Source organism: Paraburkholderia sp. 32 (genome assembly GCF_050435345.1).
Classification (GTDB): Bacteria; Pseudomonadota; Gammaproteobacteria; order Burkholderiales; family Burkholderiaceae; genus Paraburkholderia; species Paraburkholderia tuberum.
Genome location: NZ_JBNDKD010000001.1, coordinates 1,542,462 through 1,567,590 on the forward strand (window position 1 = coordinate 1,542,462; position 25,129 = coordinate 1,567,590).

The following is a 25,129-nucleotide window of genomic DNA, read 5'->3' on the forward strand; positions in this document are numbered from 1 at the left end:
TCGCTCGGGCCCGCACCGAAACCTCAGGACGAAAAAAAACCAGCCATCGGCATCGCCTCTGGCTGGTTTCTGGTTTCTGGCTACGCAGCCCGTCGGCTGCGTAGTAGGTCCGATTCGAAGTCCGATTAGAACTTGTGACGGATACCAACGCTGACCATGACCTGGTTGTTGGTGCTCGACTGGTTGCCATACGAACCGATCGAAGCCGTGGACGAAACGAGTGCGCCCGTAGCCGGATCACGCTGTTGGCCGCTTGCATGCTGCCATGCGGCGACCGTGTACAGGTCGGTGCGCTTCGACAGCGAGTAGTCGCCGCCCAGCGAAACCTGGTTGTACGTTGCCACCGCGTCGCCCGTACCGCGGGTGTACGCGTAGCCGATACCCAGCAGGGCTGCCGGCGTGATCTGGTAGCCGACGTACACGCGGCCGACGTTGAAGATCTGCGTCGACGTGAACGCCGATTGTGCGTCCGGCTTGTAGCGCGCGTTGCTGTACGACAGGTTAGCCGTCAACGGGCCCGTCACGTACTGAGCAGCTGCCGAAGCGATACTGATCGACTTCGCCGTGGTGTAAGCCTGGTTGATGCCTGCGTTGTCCGGGAAGTTCGTGTCGAACGTAGCGCCGGGGACCGTCGTGCTGTTCCAGCCCGTGCGGACAGGAAGGTTGGTGCTTGCGTTGTCAGTCCTCAGGTAGCCACCCGCGACGCTGAACGGACCCGTTGCGTACGTTGCTGCGCCGGCCCACGTTTGACCCGAACCCGTCGCGCCTGCGACGCCGCCCAGAGCGTACATGCCTTCGACCTGGAAACCCGACCACACCGGCGACACATACTTCAGCGAGTTGTTCACGCGGAAGCTGTTGTCGTTGTTGTCGACGTCACCCGGCGTAGCGAACGTGCTGCCGAAGTAGTTGTCGCCCGTCAGCGGCTGGATCATGTCGACCAGCGGGTCGTACTGACGACCAGCTGTGAAGGTGCCCCAAGAGTCGCCCGTCAGACCGACGTAAGCCTGACGACCGAACATCAGGCCGCCTTGACCGAGCTTGCCGCTGTTGATGTCAAAGCCGTTTTCCAACTGGAAAATTGCCTTCAGGCCGCCGCCGAGGTCTTCCGTGCCCTTCAGGCCGAAACGGTTACCTTGCAGGTTGCCGCCAAACATTTGTACGAGGCTACCGCCGTGGGGCGTAGCATTGTTCACGTACTGGACCGATTCATCCAGCACGCCATACAGGGTCACGCTGCTTTGCGCGTGAGCGATACCGGCGACGCCGAAGAGCGCCAGCGAGAGGGTAGACAGTGCGATTCGTTTCATCCATTTCTCCACGCAGATGATTGTTCGTTGTTGCGGAAAGCAGAATAGCTCAGCGGCTCGGCGGGGTAGAAACGGAAAAAAAAGAGTGTCGCCAAAAACTGACAATCGATGCAAACCCTTGTATTTAAAGCTCTCAACGATTGTTTCCATTTGCGCAACATTTATTGGTCTGATGTGCATTATTGTTGATTTGTTGATAGTGACTGGGTGAACGAACACACTATCAGCATCGATTTGCATGCTAAATGTAATCTAGTCGTCTACACGTCCGCTCGCCTTTGTAGTGAAATCATAAAAGAGACGGCTGACGAAAGGACTAGACAGGCTGGACAGAAGGGGCGCGTTGTGTGTCCAGGCGCAATCGACTGGATTGACGGCGCAACACGTGCATCTATAAGGGTATGGACGGTAGCGTGGTGTGAAGCGCCCGCTTCAGCGCCGGTCGGCGCCACGGCGCGCCATGGCCGCGGCCGTGAGCCCCGCGGCGGCCGCGAGCAGCACGGAGGTCCACGGGTTGCGTCGCACGTAGCGGTCGGCGGCCGTCGCCTGGCGACGCGCTTCGACGAGGGCGGACGCCGCGAAACGGGTGGCTTGCGCTTCGGCGTCGAGCACCTTGCGCGTAACGTCCACCGCGGTCTCATGCGCGGAGCGCCTTTGCGCCGCCGCGTTGATTCCCGCGGGCAGCGGCGTAGCCGTTTGGCTGGCAACACCCACAGCAGCGGGAGCAGACGGCGCGGCATTTGCCGCGACGGTCGATGCCGCCAGTACCGACGCGAGCTTCGCGCGGCTGCCCGGCGGCGACTCGCCCTGCATGCCCCAGCCGCCACGCGGATCGTGCAGCCGGCCGCGCGCCGCCGAGAACTCCGCGCCGAGCAGCAGCACCAACGCCGAGAAGTACAGCCACATCAGCAGCACCGCGAGCGAGCCGGCCGCGCCGAACGCGCTGGCCATTCCCGCATGCGCGAGATACAGCGCGAACAGCTTCTTGCCAGCCGTAAACAACACGGCCGCGACGATGCCGCCCACCACCGCATCGCGCCACAGCACCCGAGCGTCGGGCAGAAACTTGAGCAGTCCGGCGAACGCGAAGATCAGCACGAACAGCCCGACGCCGAGCTGCAGCAGATTGCCGATTACGACATACGGCGAGTCGCCCCACAGCCAGTTGCCGATAAAGACGATCACCGTATCGAGCACCAGCGACACGATCAGCAGGAACGCGACGCCGAGCACGAGCCCGAACGAAATCAATCGCACCCGCACCAGCGCGAGCCAGCTGGAAGTGCGCGGCCCGCTGTACGGCCACACTATATTGAGCGCGCTGTTCAGCGACGAGAACGTCGCCGACGCGCCGATCGCCAGCAGCGAGAACGAGATGATCGTCGCGATGCCGCCTTTGGCGCCCGCGTGATGCGCGTTCTCGACGATCGTCTGCACGCCGGCCGCGGCCTGGTCGCCGATCAGGCCGTTGATGTGGCCGAACAGCTCGCCGCGCGCGGCCGCCGGGCCGAAGAACCAGCCGGCCACCGCGAGCACCATCACGAGCGTCGGCGCGAGCGAAAACGCCGCATAGAACGCGATGCTCGCCGCCAACGCAGGACAGCGGTTCTCCGCGAACTGCCGCAGTGCGCCCATCGCCCAATTGGCCTGATGACGCGCGGCCTGCTGGAGGTTCTCGCGAGAGAGCGTGTCGATGTCCATGATCGTGTCTGAATCGTGAGGGCGCCTTCAGGGTGTTTGCTTCATTGCCTTTCGCAAACCTCGTGCCCGTCACTATACAAGTTAAGCGGCGCGCTGCATGGCCTGCGTTCATGGCCTGTTTTGCGGCCCGTTTTGCGGCCCGTTTCGCGGCCGCCCGCGCGTACCGCTAGAATGCAGCGGGTTAATGTCACCTTTCCGCTCATCATGCATTCGCACGAACTCGTACAGCAACTGGACGTCATCGAGCGCGACCAGTGGAGCGCGCATCTGCCCGCGCACGTCATCGAACAATTGCCGGCGCGCGGGATCACGGTGTTCGCCGTCACCGACGACGCCTCCGACACCGCCGCATTCAGCGCTCGCTACGGCTTCGGTCTCGAAGACTGCGCGAACACGATCGTGATCCGCTACAGGAAAGAGGGTGGCGAGCACTATGCGGCGCTCGTGTCGCTCGGCTCGCGGCGGCTCGACGTCAACGGCGCGGTGAAGGCCGCGCTCGGCGCACAGCGGCTGTCATTCGCGAAGCGCGAGGCGGCGGTCGAGCATAGCCAGATGGAGTTCGGCGCAATTACCGGGTTCGGTCTGCCGGCCGACTGGCGCATCCTCGTTGACGCCGCCGTGATGGAGCGTGCGCAGATCGTGATGGGCGCCGGCGTGCGCGCGGCCAAGCTGCTGATGTCGCCCGACGTGCTGCGGCAATGGCCGCGCTGCGAGGTGGCGGCGCTGACCCTGCCTGCGGACGGAAACCCGCAACCTTGAAGCCGCACTGAAGTTTTCTTCCGTCGCGCCGTTAATCCCGACAACGACATGAAACGTTTGCGGCGTCCGTTCGCGCGGACAGCCGCCGACCACGACAAGGGATACGGAAGATGGAACGGTTTCGCCTGAAAGTGCGGCTGTGGCTCGCGCTCGCGGTGATGTGCATGGGCATTCTGGCGATCGGCCTGTGGGGGGCGTTCACGACACGAGACACGATGATCGCCGATCGCGAGGGCGAGCTGAAAAACGTGGTCAGCATCGCGTACAGCGTGCTCGATCGCTACAACGCGCTCGTCGCGGCCGGCACGATGCCGCTCGCCGATGCGCAGCGCGCCGCGATGGACGACCTGCGCGCAATGCGCTACGACGGTGCCGGCGGCTATCTCGTGCTCGAAGACAGCCAGGCGCACGTGCTGATGCATGCCACGCGCGCCGATCTCGTCGGCAAGGACATGACCAACGTCACCGATCCGGACGGCCGCCACGTGTTCAAGGAAGGTTCCGAGCAAACGCAGCGCGAAGGCGAGGCCTTCGTTCATCTGCAGTTCCCGAAGCCCGGCACCGACAGGCTTGCGCCGAAGATCAACTACATGCGGCTTTACAAGCCGTGGGACTGGACCATCGTCACCGGCGTCTTCACGGACGACATCGACGGCGTGTTCTACCGCACCCTCGTGCAATACCTGATCGCGGCGGTGGTGCTTTGCGCACTCGTGTCGCTGGTGATCGGCGTGATTCTGCGCAGCATTCTGCGTCAGCTTGGCGGCGAACCGGCGTACGCGCTGCAGATCGCGTCGCGTATCGCGGACGGCGACCTCGACGTGGTCGTCGACGCGAAGGCCGGCGACAGCACGAGCCTGCTCGCCGCGATGAAACGGATGCAGCAGCGTCTCGCGCAGGCGATCGAGCAGATTCGCGCCGGCGCGACGCTGATTTCGTCGGTGTCGAACGAGATCGCCGCGGGCAATTCGGACCTGTCGCGCCGCACCGAGCAGCAGGCGGCCGCGCTCGGCGAGACCGCGTCGAGCATGGAGCAGATCACCGCGACCGTGCGTCAGAACGCCGACAACGCGAAGCAGGCGAGCCAGCTCTCGCACAACGCGTCGGAGACCGCGGCGCGCGGCGGCGCGGTGGTCGGTCAGGTGATCGACACGATGCGCGGGATTTCACAGTCGTCGCACCGGATCGGCGACATCATCGGCGTGATCGAAGGGATTGCGTTCCAAACCAATATTCTCGCGTTGAACGCGGCCGTCGAGGCGGCGCGCGCGGGCGAGGAGGGCCGCGGTTTCGCGGTGGTCGCGGGCGAAGTGCGCACGCTCGCGCAACGCAGCGCGGCGGCCGCGAAGGAGATCAAGGCGCTGATCGAGGAATCGGCCGCGCAGATCGCGGGCGGTTCGGAGCACGTCGGACGCGCGGGTGACACGATGCAGGAAGTCGTGCAGGCGGTACGTCGTGTCAACGACATCATGGGCGAGATCAGCGCGGCGTCGGCCGAGCAGACCTCGGGCATCGAGCAGGTCAACATCGCGGTCGCGAGCATGGATCAGACGACGCAGCAGAATGCGGCGCTCGTCGAGGAGGCGAGCGCGGCGGCCGATGTGCTGAAGACGCAGACCGGGCAGTTGTCGGCGGCGATCGCGGTGTTCCGGTTGCCCGAGCAGCGCTAAGGCACCAGGCCGCGTTGTCGACGCGCGCGAGAATTCACCGCACGCGGGCTCGCAACGCGGTGCGTGTCTCACGCCAGGCCGATCCCCGCGCGGCTCAACAATTGGCGGTTGCGCTCCGACAGATTCTTCATGCGCAATTGCTTGCCCGCCTTGCGATAGCGCTCGGCCAGACCCTGCAACGCGGCGAGCGCCGAATGATCGGCGAGCAGCAGGTGACTGCAATCGACGGTCACGCTCGCCGGGTCGCGCGCCGGATCGAACAGCTCGTGAAAGCGCGTCGTCGACGCGAAAAACAGCGTGCCGCGCGGCACATAGGTCTTATGGCCCGCTCGATCCTCGGCATGCGTGTGAATTTCGCGCGCGTGCTGCCACGCGAAGTTGAGCGCGGCGATCACGATGCCGCACATCACCGCGATCGCGAGATCGGCAAACACCGTGATGACCGTGACCGCGACGATCACGAGCGCGTCGTTGCGCGGCACCTTGCCGAGCACGCGCAGCGATCCCCACGCGAAGGTTTGCTGCGCGACCACGAACATCACGCCCACCAGCGCCGCGAGCGGAATTCGCTCGATCAGCGGCGACAGGAACAGGATGTACAGCAGGATCATCACGCCGCTGACGATTCCCGACAGCCGCGAGCGTCCCCCCGAATTCAGGTTGATCATGGTCTGGCCGATCATCGCGCAACCGCCCATGCCGCCGAACAGCCCCGATGCGATGTTCGCCGCGCCGAGCGCGACGCATTCGCGATTCGGCTGACCGCGCGTTTCGGTGATTTCGTCGGTCAGGTTGAACGTCAGCAGCGTTTCGAGCAGACCGACGATCGCGATCAGCACGGCGTACGGCAGGATGATGCGAAGCGTCGCGAGATCGAGCGGCACGTCGGGCAGATGCAGCGTCGGCAGATTGCCGGCGACATGCGCCATGTCGCCGAGCGTGCGCGTCGGCAGATGCAGCAGCTGCGTGAAAAGGCCGATGCCGAGAATGGCCACGAGCGCCGGCGGCACGGCTCGCGTAAGTCGCGGCAGCAGATAGACGATCGCCATCGTCAGCGCGACGAGCGCGCACATCGTCGCGAGCGCGCTGCCGTGCAGCCAGGCTTCGCCGTGCGGCGTGACCGTTTTGAAGTGAGCGAGCTGCGCGGTCGCGATGACGATCGCGAGTCCGTTGACGAAGCCGAGCATGACCGGATGCGGCACCATGCGGATCAGTTTGCCGAGCCGCAATATGCCGAACAGCATCATCAGGAGGCCGCTCAGGATCACGGTCGCAAGCAGATACTGCGCGCCGTGCTCGACGACGAGCGCGACGATCACGACGGCCATCGAGCCCGCCGCGCCCGAAATCATGCCGGGACGTCCGCCAAATAGCGCGGTGACGGTGCAGATAAAGAATGCGCCGTACAGACCCATCAACGGATTCAGATGGGCGACGAGCGCAAAGGCGATGCATTCGGGCACCAGCGCGAACGACGAGGTCAAGCCTGCGAGCACGTTGCTGCGAATGCCGGACAGCCAGGCGGGCCGACCGCAAGCGGGACTAGCGGTGTTCATGTTCTACGAGGTGGCGCGCGAGCGCAATGCTGAGGCTTGTATGGGCTGCGCTGGACTGGCGTGGCAACGCGCGGCTGCGCGAAGGATTGCGTCCGCTGGGCGCGGACGGTTGACGAAAGGCGTGGATTCTACCGTAGCGCGACGAGCGGCGCTGGCGAAGCGGGCGGGAACGCTATGGCCCGAACGCGCGGCGCGGATCTGTCATGCGATCGCGCGACGCGCTCGCACCACAAATCCGCAAGAGGGAAAGCTCCGCTCGGATACTCAGATAATCAGCCGCGACACCTTCGTGCCCTCGAGCGACACGCCGGCCATCAAGCCGCCGTTGGTCAGCACGAAAGCCTGCACCGGGCTCGTCGCGGTCGACGAATCGACCGCGCCGTTCGCGCCGACTTTCAGCACGGCGACGGTCGCATTCGCGCCGACTGCCCAGCCCTGGCTGTGCATGAATTCGTCGAGCGCTTCCTGCGTCATGAACAGAAACACGAGCGCCTTCGACTGTGCGCCGATCTGCAACCCGAACGAGCCCGCGACCGTGCTGTAGTAGCCGACCGTGCGGCCGCCGATGCGCATCGCCCCTTCACCATACTGTCCGCCGACCCAGAAGCCGGCCGAGATCACCGATGGAAACACCAGCACGCCGCGCGCTTTCGCGACGAGCTCACGCGCCCCGTCGACGTTTTCGTAGAGACGCGCGAGCGTCGAGTCGACGCCGGCGTTGATCGTGTCGCGCTTGCCGGCGTTGGCAGACGGCGATGCGTTCGAGGACGGCGAAGTCGTCGTGCAACCGGTGAGGCTCAGGCCTGCGACGGCCAATGCAGCGCTGCCGGTCATGATGAATTGTCGTCTGCGCATGACGGTTTTCCTTTGCGTTTCTCACGCGTGTTGTACGTTTTGGAAGAGTGCGGCGAGTCGCCTGCTTTGCTTTGTTCTCATTTGCACGCTGGAGGTTCCGTGCGCGTGGTCATCGCAGCCGGGCGGCGGCGTGCCGCGACGTTCGCATCGCGGACATCCACCGCTCAAACAGCAGGTAGCGTGCCCAATGGCCGCGCCGCCTTGCGCGAGAGCGGCGCGGCCATTGCAGTTCGGGTTTTTGCGCCGCTTTCCGTCACGCGTCGTCGCTACGCCGTTGGGCGAATGTTCTGGTTATGGCGGAACAGGTTGCGCGGATCGTAGCGGTTCTTCACGGCGACGAGCCGCTCATAGTTGGGCCCATAGGCATCCGCGATACGGCCGCCTTCCTCCTGCGTCATGAAGTTGACGTACACGCTGCCTAGCGCAAAGGGGCGCGCCGCGTCGAAAAAGTCGCGCGCCCATTTGACACAGCGCTCGTCGTCGCGCGCATCGTCCCAGCGGCCGTGCACGTTCATCGCGTATTGCGTCTCGCGACTTGGGTAAGCGGTCGCATCGACCGCCACGCGCTGCGTTTGCGCGCCGATCAAGCCGAAGAAAATTTCGCATTGCGCGGACGGCAGTGTGTCGATCGCACGGATCAGCGCGTCGATCAGTCCATCGTCGATGGTGGCGAGGTTGTGCGACTTCCAGTAGTTGCGCGCGCCCGGCGTGAGCAGCGGATCGAAGGCCTGTTGCCAAACTTCATAAGGCATCGGACCGAGATGTTCGCCGAGCGGCTTGCCGAAGCCGCGCACGGCTTCCACCGCGGCTGGGCCTTTTTCGACCGGCCCGTTGTAGCACATCGCGAACACCAGCACGGGTTGGCCGTGCACGTCGGGCGGCAGGAACGGCAGCGGTGGCGCGAGCCGCGCGACGGCCCAGACGGCCAGCTCGTCGGGCATCGCGGGCACGGCATCGCGGTATTTGATCAGCGCTTCCTTCGCGTCGGCGAGCGGCAACACGACGAGGCCGCCGTACACGAGCGGGCCGACCTCATGCAGCGCGAACTCGAATAGCGTAACGACGCCGAAATTGCCGCCGCCGCCGCGAATCGCCCAGAACAGATCGTCGTGCGAAGTGGCGCTCAGGCGGCGCAATTCACCGTCCGCGGTGACGATGTCGGCCGCGACGAGGTTGTCGACCGTCATGCCGTAGCGGCGGCTCAACCAGCCGAAGCCGCCGCCGAGCGTCAGACCCGCGACGCCGGTCGTCGAGTTGATGCCGAGCGGCGTCGCGAGTCCGAATGCCTGCGCTTCGTGATCGAGATCGTGCAGCGTCGCGCCCGGTTCGACATAGGCGCGCCGCGCTTCCGGGTCGATGCGCACCGATTTCATCGTGGACAGATCGAGCACGAGGCCGTCGTCGCACACAGCGCTACCGCCGATGTTGTGGCCGCCGCCGCGAATTGCGAGCGGCAGTCCGTTGTCACGCGCGAAGGCGACGCCGCGGCGCACGTCGGCAACACCCGCGCAGCGCAGGATCATCGCGGGAGAACGGTCGATCATTGCGTTCCAGATGCTGCGCGCCGTGTCGAAGCCCGGCGTGTCGGGCAGCAGAAGCTGACCGCGAAGTCCGGATTTGAATTCGTCGACCGCGCTGCTGGAGATAGTAACCATGTTGTACCTCGTCGAAGAGGGGGAGGCGCTCGCAGAACGCTGCTCCGCAGACCAACCAAAAATGCGGGCGGTGAATGAAAGCGGATTGAGAGGTTCGGCTGCGTGCAGTAAACGGGGCGACGCGTCGAAGTCAAACAAAGGTTTACCCGCGTTCGTGGGCGATTCCGCGCGGTGGCTCGCGGGGACAGGCTTTTGCGGGCAGGGCAACGACGATACGCGGCGGTACTGCCGAAGATGGTGGGAATGCTCCGGGAAAAGCGTGCGCGCTGATGTGTTGGTTATCCGACGCGCTGGTGGTTGTGCCACGACACTTTGCATATGGGCGTGGCTCGTGATCGCGTGCGACCGAGGCACACGTTCGACGACTGTGCGAGGTAGCGCACATGGCGACAGCGATTTTCGCGACGCACGCGCATTGCCCGACGACGCGTAATGTTTCGCACGCGCGTTTCGGTGATTTTCATTGCATTGTCTATTGGGTTGCTCTCATTGGGTTTTTCCTATTTCTATTTTTATGTGCGAATGGCCACACGAATAAAACCAATGATGTGTAAATGGTCGGTATTTGTCCGATAAAACCAAAGGCTAATTTTCGTTTTTCTGATCAGATTGCATTGGGCGCGAGATTTTTTAACTTCCTGTCTGAAGAATGTGGAGTAGCGGATTTGGCGGGCGGATCGTCGTTTAACGCCGCCTGACGGGCCGTATCGGCAATATCGCATTGCGTGGTCTAGCGCACGGTCGAGCGATTGCGCTGCGAATAACTTCAACGTCCATCAAGCCTCGCTGTGCTGCTCTCACGATCACGTGCGCGCACGGCCAGCCGATTCTCTCGAAGCACGCCAAATCGGACCGGGGATTTTCCGTGAGAGAAGTGTTTAGTGCGAACGCATTTTTAATTCGCATAAAGCGAAGCTGCGCAAAGGCTTTGACTTTTCGTTTTTTTGACGAGCGGAGATTCACTCGTTAATTGGACCGGTCTTTTTGGTGAAATAATTCGGAGAGTGAAATGAAGAAGCAAAGCGGGGACGCGTGGATATTGGGAACGCGACGGGCGGCTTTGGCGGTCGCGGTCAGTCTTTATGCGGCGATGGCGGGTGCGCAGACGAATTCGGGGAGCACCGCCGCGCCGGCAACGAATCCCGCAGTGATGGTGCTCGCCGAGGCTAGCGTGAACGGCGGATGTCCGTCGGGCGGCGGGCCGGGCTGCACGTCGCAGGGATTCGGGCAGCTCGGGGCGGGCGCCTTCGGCGTCGCGGCGGCGGGGCTCGGCCCGACATCGCCCACCGGCTCGCCGGCGGGCAACGGGACGTCCTCGACGGGCACGGGCGCGGGAAGCGGTGGCGGGAATAGCTCGGCTAATTCCGGCCCGGGCGGGGTGGGCTCGGGAAATACCGGCGGCAACAACGGCAATGGCGGTGCCGGCGACAACGGTAACGGCGGCGCGGGTAGCGGTGGTGGCGGGAATGGCTCGGGGAATGGCGGCACGGGCGGCGATGGCGGCGGTACCGGAGGCGGTGATAACGGCGGGGACGGTGGTGGGGATGGTGGTCATGGTCATGGTCATGGTCATGGTCATGGTCATGGGCATGGTCATGGCCACGGCGGTGATGGTGACGGCGATGGCGGCCATGGTCATGGCCACGGCGGTGATGGTGACGGCGATGGCGGCCATGGTCATGGCCACGGCGGTGATGGTGACGGCGATGGCGGCCATGGTCATGGCCACGGCGGTGATGGTGACGGCGACGGCGGCCATGGCCATGGGCACGGCGGCGATGGTGACGGCGATGGCGGCCATGGTCATGGTCACGCTGGCGATGGTGACGGCGATGGCGGCCATGGTCATGGCCACGGTGGTGACGGTGACGGCGATGGCGGCCATGGTCATGGCCGCGGTGGTGACGGTGACGGCGATGGCGGTCACGGTCACGGTCATGGTCACGCTGGCGATGGTGACGGCGACGGCGGCCATGGACATGGCCACGGCGGTGATGGTGACGGCGACGGCGGCCATGGACATGGCCACGGCGGTGATGGTGACGGCGACGGCGGCCATGGACATGGCCACGGTGGCGATGGTGACGGCGACGGCGGCCATGGACATGGCCACGGCGGTGATGGTGACGGCGACGGCGGCCATGGACATGGCCACGGTGGCGATGGTGACGGCGATGGCGGTCACGGTCATGGTCACGCTGGCGATGGTGACGGCGATGGCGGTCACGGTCATGGTCACGCTGGCGATGGTGACGGCGATGGCGGCCATGGCCATGGGCACGGCGGTGATGGTGCCGGCGATGGCGGTCATGGCCATGGACAAGGTGGTGATGGTGATGGCGGTCGTGGCCACGGTGACGGCGGCCGCGGCGATGGCGGCCACGGCGCCAGCGGTCATGGCGATGGCGGTCATGGCGACGGCGGTCATGGCGACGGCGGCCACGGTGACGGCGGTCACGGTGACGGCGGTCACGGTAACGGCGGTCATGGTGACAGCGGTCACGGTGACGGCGGCCACGGTGACGGCGGTCATGGTGACGGCGGCCACGGCAGCAGCGGTGGCGAAGGCAAAGGCGGTTCCGGCAACGGTGGCCATGGCGGTGAAGGCGGTGGCGGCCAGGGCAACGGCGGCTCCGGACACGGCGGCCATGGCGGTGAAGGCGGCGGCCAGGGCAACGGCGGTTCCGGCAACGGCGGCCGTGGCGGTGAAGGCGGTGGCGGCCAGGGCAACGGCGGCTACGGCCACGGCGGCCATGGTGGTGAAGGCGGCGGCCAGGGCAAAGGCGGTTCCGGCAACGGTGGCCATGGCGGTGAAGGCGGTGGCGGCCAGGGCAACGGCGGCTACGGCCACGGCGGCCATGGTGGTGAAGGCGGCGGCCAGGGCAACGGCGGTTCCGGCAACGGTGGCCATGGCGGTGAAGGCGGTGGCGGCCAGGGCAACGGCGGCTCCGGACACGGCGGCCATGGTGGTGAAGGCGGCGGCCAGGGCAACGGCGGTTCCGGCAACGGCGGCCATGGCGGTGAAGGCGGCGGTGGCCAGGGCAACGGCGGCTCCGGCAACGGAGGCCACGGTGGCCGTGGCGGCAACGGCGGCAACGGCGGCAACGGCGGCAACGGCGGCAACGGCGGCGGTCAAGGCAGCGGCGGCCACGGTGGCGGCTACGGCGCCGGTGGCTCCGGCAATGGTGGCCACGGCGGCGGCAACCACTAACCAGTGGCAGGAGTCCCGCGAACCTTGCGGGGCTCCCGAGGGTGGAGGCCGGCGCCGCCCGGCCTCCACACCGACCGCGCTCGCGCGCCGCGGGGAGTTTGCAGCGAAAGAGCCAGCAAAAAACCCAGAAGTGGACGGCCCCCGTCGTCCACTCAACTCCTCAACTCGATCACTCTCTGCTGTACCACCAGAAAAACCCTCTCCCCCAGAACGCGCCCCGTCTCACGCGCGCCTCCGGTAAAACTACCGAACGCCGGCAGCACCCCCGATCGATCCCAAAGCGAAAGCACGGCACACGCACTGAATCGGTCCGCGTCGCGATCCGGAAAGACCGGATGCACATGCCCCGCTAGCACATACGCGTGATCGACCGCATGCGGGCGCTGGCACAGCGCCCAGGCCCCGATATGCCACGGCTCGCGCACGGACTCGACATCCAACGTAAGCGGTAACGCACCGGCATGCCGATCGTGATTGCCCTCGACGAGCACCACGCGCCTCGACGCATGCCGCGCGCGCCACGCGTGCAACGCATCGAGCGTGAGCGTCGACAGCGACTCGCGCGCATGCAGCAGATCGCCGAGAAACACCAGCGTCGCCGGCTCGAACTCGGTGATCAGACGTTCGATCCGCAGCAAATTCTCCGCGGTCGAACCCGTCGGCACTGGAATGCCGCGCGCGCGAAACACCGCATCCTTGCCGAAATGCGCATCGGGATAAAAAGCGCGCGCAGCGCCGGATCGAAACACGCGCGCAAGCTCGACAGCACGAGAGGTCGTCCGCCGACGTCGATCGCGAGCGAGGTCGGCTTCATCGTTGCGCCGCCCGTTCGAGCTCGGCCAGCATTCGCTCGACGCGATCGGCGAGCTTCTCGGTGCTGACTTTTTCGCGCAGGCGTCCGACGATCAACGGAAACGCGAACGGGGTCGGCTTCTTGGGCCGCGTGAGCGCGACGCGGTTCGCGGTCATTCGTTCGAGCGCAATACGAATGAATGCGCCGCACGTCGAGTTCCTGCAGCAGTACTTCGGTATCGGCCTGGCCCAGCAGCAGATTGCCGCGATCGTGCTGACGAAAGATCTGGTAGAAAAGCCCGCTCGATGCCTGCCATTGCCGCGCGCTCTTCTGCTGTCCCGGATGCGCCTGAAACACGAGTCCCGACACTCGTGCAATCTCGCGAAAACGTCGCAGGGGGAGTTCGGACGAATTGAGGCTCGCAAGAATGTCGTGATCGAGTTCGTCAGGTGAAAGCAGGCCATTCTCTAATTGCGCGGCCCAATCGAAAGCCTGCGCGCACAGCGATTCGAAACCGTAGTCGTTGATCGAAATCGAAAACGTGCCGGGCTTGTCGCGCGCGACTCGCCACGCGAGCAGAGCGCCAACTCCGATATGCGCAATGCGTCCCGCGAACGGATAGCAGAAGAAGTGGTGACCCTCGCGCGATTTGAGCAGCTCGACGACGAGTACGCCCGGCTCGGGCAACGCCGACCACTTCTGCTGCAATTCGAGCAGCGGCCGCACCGCGCGCAATTCCGGTTCGTCGTAGATGCCGTCGGCGGCGCGCGCGAGCATCGTCAATGTGGCGTCGGCGAGCTCGGACGATAGCGGCATGCGGCTACCGGCCCATTGCAGCGTCGCGCCGCCGCCTTCGACGAAACCCAGCGTCCAGTCGAACTCCTGCTGCGTCAGATCACGATATGCATAGGTATGCAGAAGTTCATCGTACAGCTCGAGCGCGTCGAAGCCACCGCCGATCGCAACGGTGACGAGGTGCTGCACCAGCACGTCGAACGGCTTTTGCGGCGTATCGCGGCTTTCGATCTGCCGCTTGTCGACGGCTTCACGCGCGGCCGCCGCTTCGATCAATTCGAGCGCATGCGTCGGCACGATCGTCACGCGAGACGGCAAACCGGGCGCATGTCCCGAGCGGCCCGCGCGCTGCATCAAGCGCGCGACGCCTTTTGGCGAGCCGATCTGGAACACGCGTTCCACCGGCAGAAAATCGACGCCGAGGTCGAGACTAGACGTACACACGACAACCTTTAGCAAGCCGTTCTTCAACCCACGTTCGACCCACTCGCGTACCTGCTGATCGAGCGAGCCGTGATGCAGCACGATCACTCCGGCCCACTCGGGGCGCGCCTCGAGCAGCGCCTGGTACCACACCTCGCATTGCGAGCGCGTGTTCGTGACGACGAGCGACGTGCGTGCTTCGTCGATCGCGCGCGCGACCGCATCGACCTGCCGCATGCCCATATGACCGCCCCACGGAAAGCGCTCGATCGTGTCGGGAATGATCGTGTCGACGATCAGTGCTTTCGGCAGCGCGCCGTGCACGCTGACGCGCGGCGTCGCGACCGGCGCGAGCAGTACCTCGGTCGCGAACGACAGATTGCCGAGCGTCGCCGACAGCCCCCACACCTGCAAGCCGGGCCGCCAATGGGTGAGACGCGCGAGCGCGAGTTTGTCGGCGAACGGGCGGCGCGCGTCGTCAGGTGAATACGAGGGGAACGGTAGCGGTTCGAACGCGGGTTCGCGCGCATCGAGCCGCGCGTGTTGCGCGCGGCTGCGCGGAATCCGGCGCGGCCTTGGCGCGCGAACGCGCTCGTCGGAAGGGGCTGGCGCTGCGGAGAGATCGTAAGCGGGGTCGTCGGAATGGGCCGGCTCGGTCATCGAAAACGCTCTCAACAAGTGTGGCGGATTCGCTCGCCGGCGACTCGCGCCGGACGTTCATGTGGACCGCGGGGTCGCGCGACGGTTCAGCGAGGTTGCTGATGGGCGCGCAACGACCCGCGGCATCGGGCAATATGTGGGAGCCTCGGCCGACACCCGATCCGTTACAATCAAACGGACTACCCCACTGGAGATTCGCTTTGAAATCACTCGTTGCTTTGCTGGCCGCAGCCGTTCTGTCCTCGACCGCGATGGCTGCCGCGCCGACCACGGAGAAGCTGCCGTCCGGCGTCATCGTCGAACATCTGACGCAAGGCACGGGCCCGCAACCGTCCGCGACCGACGTGGTAAAGGTCAACTATCGCGGCACGCTGCCCAACGGCACCGAATTCGATAGCTCGGCCAAGCATGGCGGGCCGGCCACGTTCCCGCTCAATCGCGTGATTCCGTGCTGGACGCAAGGCGTGCAGAAGATGAAAGTCGGCGGCAAGGCGCGACTCACGTGCCCGGCGGCGACCGCATACGGCGATCGCGGCGTCGGCCCGATTCCGCCGAATACCGATCTGACCTTCGAAGTCGAACTGGTCGACATCGTCAAATAAAGCACGCGAGCGGCGCTAAAGATGCACTGACACCCGAGCCTCGCTGCGCCAATCGCAGCGAGGTTTTTTTATGGGCGCCGAATGGCCTGCCAGGGGATTCACCATGAAACGTGACAAAAGTAGCGTGCAGGTGGCCAGCATTGGTTTTACCGGCAAGAGCGCCCAGAAATTCTTCAGTTTGCTGAAGGACGCCCATGTGCGCACGGTGCTCGACGTTCGCCTCAACAACACGTCGCAACTGGCGGGTTTTGCGAAAAAACAAGATCTGCCTTACTTTCTCGACCAGTTGTGCAATGCGGCGTACGTGGAAATACCGGAACTGGCTCCCGAGCCGGACCTGCTCAAACGCTACCAGGGCAAGCAATTGAGCTGGGAGAACTTTCGGGAGGAATATTTCGACCTCATCGCGCGCCGCCGCGTGGAAAGTAATCTGGATATCGCGCTATTCGAATCGGGTTGCCTGCTTTGCAGTGAACATTTACCACATCATTGCCACCGGATGTTTGCGCTCGAGTATCTGAACCAGCACTGGAATAGTCGTCTTTCCGTTACACATTTGACCTGACCGGCGCCGATCGGGTCGGGTTACGTTTTTCCGCCTCATTGGCCGGCGGCTTTTCGTGCCGGCAGGTTACATCTCGCCGGCTGCGCCCGCGTTTCCTTCAGTAGCCCGAATGGTTGCGTGGCGCGAAACGTGGAAAAGCGCGTCCAGTACGCATGTTTTTTCAATGCGTGTGCCGCTCGCTCGTCTACTATCTACTCACGCGCAGCTCCCTCTATTCGTCTCGCCCTATCGCGGGCCACGAACCGGCCGTGATTATGCGCGCCAGGAGCGCTTGCCATGAACATCGACTTTCATTACGGCGTGGTCTACATTGCCGCGCGCGTCGGCGGCATGACGGCCGGCGATGCGCAAACCATCGCGCATGCCTGCCAATATGTCGACGACGCAACGACGAGCGGAATACTGCGGTTCAAAGGCGGCGAGACATTCGAGCGATTCGCGACCGCGCACAAGTTGTTCGATTACGCCAATACCGAGAACGACCAGAACCGGCTCGTGTGGACGCCGTTCCATTTTCTGCCGGCTGGCGAGGGTGAAAGTCTCGAGGAAAAGGCGGTCTGCCGGCCCGACAGTGAAGTGGCGCGCGAAGTCGTGCGGCGCGCGATCCGGCAGCGCGATTCGGAGACCGCGTTGCACCGGCTCGGCGTGACGCTTCATACCTATGTCGATACGTGGGCGCACCAGGGATTCGCGGGCATCGAAAGCCCGTGGAATCGCGTGCATCTTCTCGAGGCACAGGATTGCACGCGCAAAGGCTGGCTCGCGAGCCTCGAACTAGCGGTCGCGCATCTGATCGAGCATGTCGAGGAGGACGTTCTGACGATCGCGTTGCCGGTCGGCCACGGCGCCGCGTTGCATTATCCCGACCAGCCATGGGCGCGCTGGCATTACATCGACGGCCGCAATCACTTCATCTCGCGACATAATTTGCCGGATTTCGTGCAGGCGGCGGACATGAGTTGTCGTGTCGTGCGAGCTTATCTGGCCGGGACGCGAAGATTTCGAAAACCATCCAGGCATGCCGGACGACGTTAAAGACGCACTGACCCGGCTGCTCGATACGAACCGCGAACCCGACGACAACCTGCGTCTGAGAACCGTTTGCGAATGGGTGAATGCAGGCCGTATTCCAGGTTTGAAAGAACCCGTGCCCGGCTATATCGCCAAAGGACAAGGATCGTGGAAGTACCAGGCCACCGGTTTGTTGTGCGATGACGACACCGGGGACAGACCGGAGTGGACGACCGCCTTCGAGAAGAGCGACTACCGGCTCTTTCACGACGCGGTCAAACAGCACCGTTTCGTGACCACTCAGGAGATCTTGCCCGCGCGCGGATTACGCATTGCCTAAGTGATCGGAGCAGGGCGCGTGCGAACGTTTGCGGCGGCGCCCGTATTCTCCAGTCACTGCATTCGGGCTTGCTGATGCGGCGCAGCCTGAGCCGCCGCCTGCTGTTCTTCGGCGTGCTTTTTGGCCATATGCCGTCCGACGATACAGCCGCCGACCGCGCCGACCACCGCATGATGTCCCGCGTAGTGCCCGGCGACGCCGCCCACTACCGCTCCTTTCAGGCAACCGGCCGCGTTCGCGGTGCCGGCCATTGCCAACGAGACTGCCATTGCCCCGAGGGCGATCTGAATAAAACCAGCTTTCATTGCAAGTACCATCGTGTTTGAGTGGATCGGAATTAGGGTGGCCCGGCGTCCATTTCAATAGCCGCCGCGAGCATGGCGGCTGACAAAGGACTCTCTATTGGCCATACGTCCGCCGCTGGGCACGGAGACGAAGTGTAAATGGACTTGGCCGGTACAGGAGCAACAGGTGCTGCAAGATCGTAACGGCACGTTACCGGAGCCGGGGCCGTGTCTTTGCACGCGTCGTCAGTGGCGTTTCGCGCATGCTTGAATCCGTTCGCTATAGCGGGCCACGAAAAAAGACCGTTTTCAAATAAAAAGTGGACTACTCTCCTTTGAATATCCAAAGGCCTGGCTATAGTAGAAGCGACTAATGCCAGAAAGCACGGCGGCGCCCCTTTCTGTCGCCGATGCGGATGACGGGGAAACACAAATGACGCCATCGAATGCAGCGATCTATCAGACCAGGACTTGCACGCCGGAGTCGTTGCGCACGCTCGCGAGCTTTCTCGAATTGGCGCTCGACGAGGGAAAAAGCGTGGTCGTGATGCGGATCGGCAAGCAGGCGCGCAGCGTTTATGTCGGAAATCCATCCGGGGCATTGGAGGATTTAACGGATTCCGGCGTCGTCGATGCTTTCCAGGCAGATGAAATGCTGGTACTGACCCGCCTGGGCCTGAACCGGATAACGGCGGACGGTCAACACTACCGCTTCATACGGAGTGTGAGGTACATTGCCGATCGCCAGGTCGTCGTTTTTACACCTATCTGAGTGGTCGTGGAACCGAAATGAAAAAGAAGAATCAGGAGGGAAGGAAAAGGAAGAAAGCTTCGATGACCCGGTAAAAAACCTGAAAGCTTCGTTATTTGAACGCCGCATCGGTGCTCGTATCGATGTATTGAAGCTCGGGATAGGTCAATACACTGCCTTTCTTCCGTCATTCATGGCATAGTTCGACGATTACCACATAAGGAGCAATCAAATGCCTTCGTTAGAGCAAATCCAAGCCAAGCTTAAGAAGCTCCAGGAGCAAGCTGACGTTCTCATTGCCAGAAAAGCACAAGCCGCGGTCGACCAGATTCGCGAATTGATGCTCAAGCACGGTCTCACGACTGCCGATATCGAAGCACAGGCGAAGGCACGACGTGCCGCGCAAGGTCTGAATGGCAATCCGGCGGGTCGCGGAAGACCTGCGGGCGCGAGCAAAGCCGCCAGGTCGGCGACCCCGGCGAAGTATCGCGACCACAAAACCGGCGCGACCTGGACGGGGCACGGCCGCGCGCCTGGCTGGATCGCCGGCGTGAAGGACCGCACGGCGTTCCTGATCGACGCTGCGAGCGCAAGCAAGCCCGCGGCTGCTCCCGCCGCGAAGGGCGGCAAAGGACAGCCGAAAGGCGCCCAGCCGCCGAAGTACCTGAATCCGAAAACCGGCGCGACCTGGAGCGGCCGCGGTCCGGCGCCGGCATGGCTCGCGGCCGTCAAGGACCGCAGCAAATTCCTGATCGATGGCGCGAGCATGGCTGCCGCTCCGAAAGCGGCGAAAACGGCGGCAAAGAGCAGCCAGGCGAAAGCGACCGCGAGTGCGGTAGGCAAGAAGACCGCGGCGAAAAAAGCAACGCGCAAGACGGCCGTGAAAAAGACCGCAGCCAGAAAGGCAACTCCGGCAAGCCGGAAAGCCGCGGTGAAGAAGACCGCCGGCCGCAAAAGCGTTGTGAAGGCGGCAAGAAAAGCACCGGCGCGCAAGGCTGCTGCAAAGAGTACGGCCGCACCCGTCGCGGCGGCTCCCCAAACGCCAGAGACGCAAGCAAGCGCGTAATAGCCGTGGAGTCGTGAAGTAGATGGTTAGCACGTTCGATGCACCCCGGCAGGAAGATCAGGTCTTCCTGCTGGACTCCGCTCCTCGTCCGGCAGCCGATGCCGCCGAACCATTCATCGTCGCCAGCGATCGCCGCGTGATCCTCACTTATCCGATCGCGGAGTCGGACTTTGAACGGTTCGGGCCATTCGATCCCGACGACGATCCTTTTTGCGCGGTGCTGTTCGCCGACTCCATCTTTCACCGTCTCGGGCCGCCGGGCGGTGACGATCTCGCCATTCATCCGCTCGCGGCCCAAGGTCTCGTCGGCTGCGCGGTGCATGAAGTCGTCAATTCGTCGTTGTGCGCCGAGATTGCCGCCGTGGCGACAGACTCCGTCGCCATTGCTCCCGAGGCACCGGCGCGGCGGCATTTCGTCATTACGTTTCAGGCATCGACGTTCGAATGCGTGGCGTCGGACTATACGGTCATCGGCGTATTCGGCGCGGGCGAAATCGCAAGCCGCGAGGCGTTTGCATTGGTCAGATAAAGCATTGGAACCAGAAAGCAAGGCGCGGTCCTGATCCGGGCACGCGCCGTGCATGACGTGCTGATAGTGAAAGCCAGGCACGAGTGCGGCATTCCCCCGTCGGATGCGGGAGTCGTATGCCGTGACCCGCCGCCTGCCATCGAGGCCACGCATGCTGACCATTTCTATTACCGCATTCGTCACGCTCGTGATCGTTCTCCTGATCGCCAATCTGTCGAGCGGCGAGAAGAAAATAGAACACAGAATCGAGCGGCTTTATAAGAGCGAAGATCCGCAATTCCTTCGTTCGATGGGTTTATTGCTCGGTCCACCCGTGGTGCCGGGTAATCGCTTCGAGATGCTGCTCAACGGCGACCAGATCTTTCCGTCGATGCTCGAGGGCATTCGGTCGGCGCGCGAAACCATCACATTTGAAACGTTCATTTACTGGTCTGGCGAGATCGGCGGACAGATTGCGCGTGCGCTGGCCGATAAGGCGCGCGAAGGTGTCGCCGTGCATGTACTGCTCGACTGGGTCGGTTCGTCGAAAATGGATCGGCACTATCTGCAACTGCTGCGGGAGGCCGGCGCCGAAGTGGTCAGGTATCACAAGCCGCATTGGACCGGACTCGGTCGCATGAACGACCGTACGCACCGCAAACTATTGGTGATCGACGGCCGGATCGGTTTTACCGGCGGGGTCGGCATAGCGCCGGAGTGGACTGGCAATGCGCAGGACGAAAAGCATTGGCGCGATACGCATTTTCGCGTGACGGGTCCAGTGGTCGGCCATATGCAGGCCGTGTTCATGGACAACTGGATCAAGGCGACCAGCAGCGTATTGCACGGTCCCGAGTATTTTCCGCACATCGATGCCGAGCCGAAAGGAGCGGGCCAGGGTCTCGCGCATATGTTCAGCAGTTCGCCGTCGGGCGGCAGTGACGACATGCAGTTGATGTATCTGATGGCCATCACCGCCGCCACGCGCAGTTTGCAGCTTGCGAGCGCGTACTTCGTGCCCGACAAGCTCACCATCAACGCGATCGTCGAAGCCGCGAAACGCGGCGTGAAAGTACAGATCGTCACGCCGGGCAAACGCATCGACACGCACACGGTGCGCGAAGCGTCGCGTGCGTGTTGGGGCGATCTACTGAAAGCGGGCGTCGAGATCTACGAGTACCAGCCGACCATGTTCCATTGCAAGTTGCTGGTAGTCGACGAGTATATGGTGTCGGTCGGCTCGACGAACTTCGATAGCCGCTCGTTCAAGCTGAACGACGAAGCGAACCTGAACATCTACGACCGTGATTTCGCCACGCAGCAGACCGCCGCGTTCGACGACGACATCGCGAAGTCGAAGCGCGTCACGCTCGAAGCATGGACGCGGCGTTCGTTCACCGAGAAGCTCGTCGAAAAATTCGTGCGGCTACTGGACACGCAGCTTTGAATGCCGGTGCGAACGAGACGAAGCGCCGACGGATCAGTGAACGGCGCTGCTCAGATACGCCTCGACGTCGGGGCGCACTGCTCGCTTGCCGTTGCGGCGTTCAACGGCAGCCACATCGACGAGGCGCGCCTTTGCGTGTTGATACGCATTGGCAAAGCCGCGCAGTTGTTGCGTGACCGGACGGTCGTCGAGCCGGCGTCGTGTGAGCGTTTGCGCGATGCTGCGTTCGATCAGCGCCAACTGGTGTCGATATAGTCGATGCACCGCTCACGGCAGCGCGAGGATATTGCACCAGCGCATCGAGATTGGGCGTGTTGATTTCGCCGCCGAACGCGTGGATGTCGGAGTAGCCGAGACTACCGCGCTAATTGCCCGGATTGAGCACGGGCTTGTCCGGGTCCGCCTGGGTGCGGTAAGGCAACTGCGCGGCGTGAGGATCGGTGATCGTGTTGTCGATCACGCGCTCGACGTCCGCCGTTTTGGCGAGTTCGGTGAGGAAAGTCTTCTTGTCGAAGCCCGGCGCGACGCAGCCTTCGACGTAGATAAAGCGGCGTTGCAGCGTGAGCCATAGCGTCGATTGCTCGCGCCAGTGCGTCGCGACGTTCAGATTCGCGAGACGCCGTTGCACGCTCTCGGCGATTTCCGCGTCGTACAGATACGCGTTCGGCAAACGGCAACGGCCTTCGATCCAGCAGCTATTGCCGCGTTCGATTCTGTAATGGCTCTCGTCGAGCCATTCCTTTTCGGTTTCGAATGGGCCAAGCGGAGTTGGGCAATCGGCGATCGCTTTGGATATCTGCAGGAATGGATCGTGGCCGCGATTGACGCGCGCCGGTTCGCCATCAACGCGAGCCGTGGCCACGCAAAACATCAGACCGGCAAGACTCAGTTCGAACACGCGCTTCATGCCGTGGTCGCTCCAGGTGTGGACCGCTCATTATCGCGCGCCCGCGAACCTCAACGCTTGTTGCGCCGGTTCTCGACCGCGAACTTGATCAACTCGGCCTGTCCTTCGATATCGAGCTTGCGCTTCAGATTCAGCCGATGCGTCTCCACGGTTCGCACCGACAGATCGTTGCGCTGCGCGATCTGCTTGCTCGACAGTCCCTCGGCAAGCGCATCGAGAATGTCGCGCTCGCGCGGCGTCAAGCGTTCGACCGGCGATTGCGTTGCCGACGCCTGGATCAGTCGAGCACCGATCTCCGCGCTGAAGAACGTCTTGCCGTCGAGTACCGCGCCGATCGCCTGAATGATTTCGAGCGCCGGCGAATCCTTCAGAACGTAGCCGCTCGCGCCCGCGCGCACCGCCTGCGTCACGTATTCGAGGTTGTCGTGCATCGATAGCATCAGCACACGAATCGCCGGAAAGCGCTCGTGAAAGAGGCCCGCCAACGCAATGCCGTTCATGCCGCTTTTCATGCCGACATCCATCAGCGCCAGATGCGGCGCCTGTCGTTCGGCCAGCGCGAGCGCTTGCTGCGCGTCGCCCGCTTCGCCGACCACTTCGAAGTGGCGCACTGCTTCGAGCCGTGCGCGCAGACCGTCGCGCACGAGCGGATGATCGTCGACGAGCAGCAGACGCGCGATGGAAGGAGAGGTCGTGTCGCTCATGATGAGAGTTCCTGCAGGGACGGCACCGTTGCATGCGTCGTGGGCAGCGGCACGCGCGCGGCGACGACGGTGTGCCCCGGCTGCGAGTTCAGCGACAGCGTGCCGCCGAGCGCTTCGAGCCGTTCGCGCATGTTGCGCAGGCCGACACCTTCACGTCCGCCGACGAATGCTTCGGTCACGTCGAAGCCGCGGCCGTTGTCGGAGATCGTCAGCGTGACCGCATCGCGCGAAACCTCGAGCGCAAGCGCCGCGCTCGACGCCTGCGCATGTCGCACGATGTTCGTCAGCGCTTCCTGGGCGATGCGAAACAGCACGGTGTTGACCGTGTCGGGCAACGTGGCGGCATGCGTATGCGCGATCTGCGTGAAGCCGATCGCGATGCCGGACTCGTCGCCGAGTTCGCGCGTCAGTTGTTCGAGGGCGGCCGCGACACCGAGATCGTCGAGCATGGACGGACGCAGCGCATGTGAAATGCGCCGGACTTCGCGCAGCGTATCGCCGAGCCGCGTGAGTCCGGTGGACAGGGCGGCCTCGGCGGCGGGCACGCGTGCGTCGCCGCGTTCGAGCCGCGCGAGCGCCGATTCGAGCAGCAGCTTCACGGACACCATCATCTGGCTGATGCCGTCGTGCAATTCGCGCGACAGGCGCGCTCGCTCGTTTTCCTGCGACTCGACGACCTGCTGCGCGAGCCGCTTCAGCTTCGCGTCGGCACTGCGATATTCGGTCACGTTCAGCACGAGTGCGCACAGCGCAATGACCGCGAGGCCGGCCACCGCGATCGCGTCGATCCACTTCATCGTGCGATCGATATTGGCCGCGGCCTCCCCGTCGATGTGCGCGAGCGTCGTGTCGACGTCGTCGAGATAGATGCCGGTGCCGAGCATCCAGCCCCAGCGTTCGAGCGGCACCACGTAGCCGAGTTTCGACTCCTCCTTGCCGGTCGACGGCCGATGCCACAGATAGCGCACATAGCCGCCGCCGCGCGCGGCTGCGGCGAGTAGCTGCTGGATCGTCGGCGTGCCCTGGCTATCGCGCAACGACCACAGATCCCGACCCACCAGATCCGGCTCGCGCGGATGCATCAGCGTGCGGCCGTGCAGGTCGTACACGAAGAAGTAGCCGTCCTCGCCGAAATTCATCTTTTCGAGCACCGCGAGCGCACGCGTGCGCAGCAGCGCGTCGTCGCGTGCGTTGTCGCCGCCGGCCTCGTAGAGTGGCGCGATCGCAGTCGTCGCGAGTTCGACGTAGTGCTTGAGCTCGATCTCCTTACTCGCCATGTACGCGGCCTGGGTGGTCGCGTGCTGCCGCTCGGCGAGTGCGGTCGCTTCGCGGCGCACGCCCGTCTCGATGCTGGCGATCGACGCCAGAAAGGGCACGATCGCGAGCAGCACAATCTTTGCTTTGAGTTTCATCGTTGAAAAAAGCCAGTCAACGGGCTACGTAATATTACGTAGACGGCTTACGTAGTTGCGCGCTTGAAAGCAAGCGCGCGAAGGCGAATACTACATGCCCGTCGCATGCCGCGCCGCGCGAGGCCTGGCGCTCGAGTGTGCGAC

20 protein-coding genes and 2 pseudogenes are annotated in these 25,129 nt (G+C 63.8%); 9 read left to right on the forward strand and 13 right to left on the reverse strand.

From position 1 onward, the window contains the following. Positions 1 to 125 precede the first annotated feature (125 nt). Positions 126 to 1,310 carry a porin gene (locus tag OKW26_RS07335; RefSeq protein ID WP_429353118.1) on the reverse strand — a complete coding sequence of 395 codons (1,185 nt, stop codon included), beginning with the start codon at positions 1,308 to 1,310 and terminating at the stop codon, positions 126 to 128. Positions 1,311 to 1,742: 432 nt separating this feature from the next. After that, positions 1,743 to 3,011 (reverse strand): YihY/virulence factor BrkB family protein, encoded by a 1,269-nt coding sequence (locus OKW26_RS07340; protein ID WP_090807133.1) that lies wholly within the window; start codon positions 3,009 to 3,011, stop codon positions 1,743 to 1,745. A gap of 204 nt (positions 3,012 to 3,215) precedes the next feature. Between OKW26_RS07340 and OKW26_RS07345 the strand changes: the two genes are divergently transcribed. Both OKW26_RS07345 and OKW26_RS07350 read left to right on the forward strand, forming a co-directional pair. Continuing rightward, entirely contained in the window at positions 3,216 to 3,770 is a 555-nt protein-coding gene (locus tag OKW26_RS07345) for a YbaK/EbsC family protein (RefSeq protein WP_429353119.1), read from the forward strand. A 110-nt stretch (positions 3,771 to 3,880) separates the two neighbouring features. Further along, entirely contained in the window at positions 3,881 to 5,440 is a 1,560-nt protein-coding gene (locus OKW26_RS07350; RefSeq protein ID WP_429353120.1) for a methyl-accepting chemotaxis protein, read from the forward strand. Positions 5,441 to 5,508: 68 nt separating this feature from the next. On the opposite strand, the gene OKW26_RS07355 is transcribed toward OKW26_RS07350, so the two are convergent. The 6 genes and pseudogenes from OKW26_RS07355 to OKW26_RS07380 all read right to left on the reverse strand — a co-directional run bounded on the left by OKW26_RS07355 (position 5,509) and on the right by OKW26_RS07380 (position 15,388). Continuing rightward, on the reverse strand, positions 5,509 to 6,996 hold the full coding sequence (locus OKW26_RS07355) for a SulP family inorganic anion transporter (RefSeq protein ID WP_429353121.1): 1,488 nt from the start codon (positions 6,994 to 6,996) through the stop codon (positions 5,509 to 5,511). Positions 6,997 to 7,260: 264 nt separating this feature from the next. Next, entirely contained in the window at positions 7,261 to 7,851 is a 591-nt protein-coding gene (locus tag OKW26_RS07360; protein ID WP_184007138.1) for a BPSL1445 family SYLF domain-containing lipoprotein, read from the reverse strand. A gap of 266 nt (positions 7,852 to 8,117) precedes the next feature. After that, complete coding sequence (locus OKW26_RS07365; RefSeq protein WP_429353122.1) at positions 8,118 to 9,506, reverse strand: FAD-binding oxidoreductase; 1,389 nt, start codon at positions 9,504 to 9,506, stop codon at positions 8,118 to 8,120. Positions 9,507 to 10,401: 895 nt separating this feature from the next. Then, positions 10,402 to 12,699 (reverse strand): hypothetical protein, encoded by a 2,298-nt coding sequence (locus OKW26_RS07370; protein WP_429353123.1) that lies wholly within the window; start codon positions 12,697 to 12,699, stop codon positions 10,402 to 10,404. A gap of 170 nt (positions 12,700 to 12,869) precedes the next feature. Continuing rightward, positions 12,870 to 13,466, reverse strand: a complete 597-nt coding sequence (pdeM, locus tag OKW26_RS07375) for a ligase-associated DNA damage response endonuclease PdeM (protein ID WP_429353124.1) — start codon at positions 13,464 to 13,466, stop codon at positions 12,870 to 12,872. A gap of 61 nt (positions 13,467 to 13,527) precedes the next feature. Next, a pseudogene (locus OKW26_RS07380) lies at positions 13,528 to 15,388 on the reverse strand (helicase-related protein). 251 nt (positions 15,389 to 15,639) lie between these two features. Between OKW26_RS07380 and OKW26_RS07385 the strand changes: the two are divergent. From OKW26_RS07385 to OKW26_RS07395, 3 genes and pseudogenes are all read left to right on the forward strand, one after another. After that, entirely contained in the window at positions 15,640 to 15,990 is a 351-nt protein-coding gene (locus OKW26_RS07385) for an FKBP-type peptidyl-prolyl cis-trans isomerase (RefSeq protein ID WP_373685682.1), read from the forward strand. Positions 15,991 to 16,093: 103 nt separating this feature from the next. After that, positions 16,094 to 16,555: a DUF488 family protein gene (locus tag OKW26_RS07390; protein WP_184025218.1), complete on the forward strand. Its 462-nt coding sequence runs from the start codon at positions 16,094 to 16,096 to the stop codon at positions 16,553 to 16,555. Positions 16,556 to 16,831: 276 nt separating this feature from the next. Continuing rightward, a pseudogene (locus OKW26_RS07395) lies at positions 16,832 to 17,906 on the forward strand (DUF6765 family protein). 53 nt (positions 17,907 to 17,959) lie between these two features. On the opposite strand, the gene OKW26_RS07400 reads toward OKW26_RS07395, so the two are convergent. Further along, complete coding sequence (locus OKW26_RS07400) at positions 17,960 to 18,211, reverse strand: hypothetical protein (protein WP_429353125.1); 252 nt, start codon at positions 18,209 to 18,211, stop codon at positions 17,960 to 17,962. Positions 18,212 to 18,623: 412 nt separating this feature from the next. Between OKW26_RS07400 and OKW26_RS07405 the strand changes: the two genes are divergently transcribed. From OKW26_RS07405 to cls, 4 genes are all read left to right on the forward strand, one after another. Then, a complete protein-coding gene (locus OKW26_RS07405) occupies positions 18,624 to 18,962 on the forward strand; it encodes a hypothetical protein (protein ID WP_090807114.1) in 339 nt (112 codons plus the stop codon). Positions 18,963 to 19,173: 211 nt separating this feature from the next. Next, a complete protein-coding gene (locus tag OKW26_RS07410; protein WP_429353126.1) occupies positions 19,174 to 20,007 on the forward strand; it encodes an H-NS family nucleoid-associated regulatory protein in 834 nt (277 codons plus the stop codon). A gap of 22 nt (positions 20,008 to 20,029) precedes the next feature. Next, positions 20,030 to 20,536: a hypothetical protein gene (locus OKW26_RS07415; protein ID WP_429353127.1), complete on the forward strand. Its 507-nt coding sequence runs from the start codon at positions 20,030 to 20,032 to the stop codon at positions 20,534 to 20,536. 151 nt (positions 20,537 to 20,687) lie between these two features. Beyond that, a complete protein-coding gene (gene cls / locus OKW26_RS07420; protein ID WP_429353128.1) occupies positions 20,688 to 21,962 on the forward strand; it encodes a cardiolipin synthase in 1,275 nt (424 codons plus the stop codon). Between the two features lie 33 nt (positions 21,963 to 21,995). Here the strand turns inward: cls and OKW26_RS07425 are convergent, their stop codons facing one another. The 4 genes from OKW26_RS07425 to OKW26_RS07440 all read right to left on the reverse strand — a co-directional run bounded on the left by OKW26_RS07425 (position 21,996) and on the right by OKW26_RS07440 (position 24,985). Beyond that, the gene (locus OKW26_RS07425; protein WP_429353129.1) at positions 21,996 to 22,202 is read right to left on the reverse strand and encodes a hypothetical protein; all 207 of its coding nucleotides are present in this window, start codon (positions 22,200 to 22,202) and stop codon (positions 21,996 to 21,998) included. A 124-nt stretch (positions 22,203 to 22,326) separates the two neighbouring features. Then, positions 22,327 to 22,869, reverse strand: a complete 543-nt coding sequence (locus tag OKW26_RS07430) for a hypothetical protein (RefSeq protein ID WP_429353130.1) — start codon at positions 22,867 to 22,869, stop codon at positions 22,327 to 22,329. A gap of 50 nt (positions 22,870 to 22,919) precedes the next feature. Further along, positions 22,920 to 23,573, reverse strand: a complete 654-nt coding sequence (locus tag OKW26_RS07435) for a response regulator (protein ID WP_429353131.1) — start codon at positions 23,571 to 23,573, stop codon at positions 22,920 to 22,922. After that, positions 23,570 to 24,985, reverse strand: a complete 1,416-nt coding sequence (locus tag OKW26_RS07440) for a cache domain-containing protein (RefSeq protein WP_429353132.1) — start codon at positions 24,983 to 24,985, stop codon at positions 23,570 to 23,572. The genes OKW26_RS07435 and OKW26_RS07440 overlap by 4 nt, the downstream gene beginning before the upstream one ends. Positions 24,986 to 25,129 lie beyond the last annotated feature (144 nt).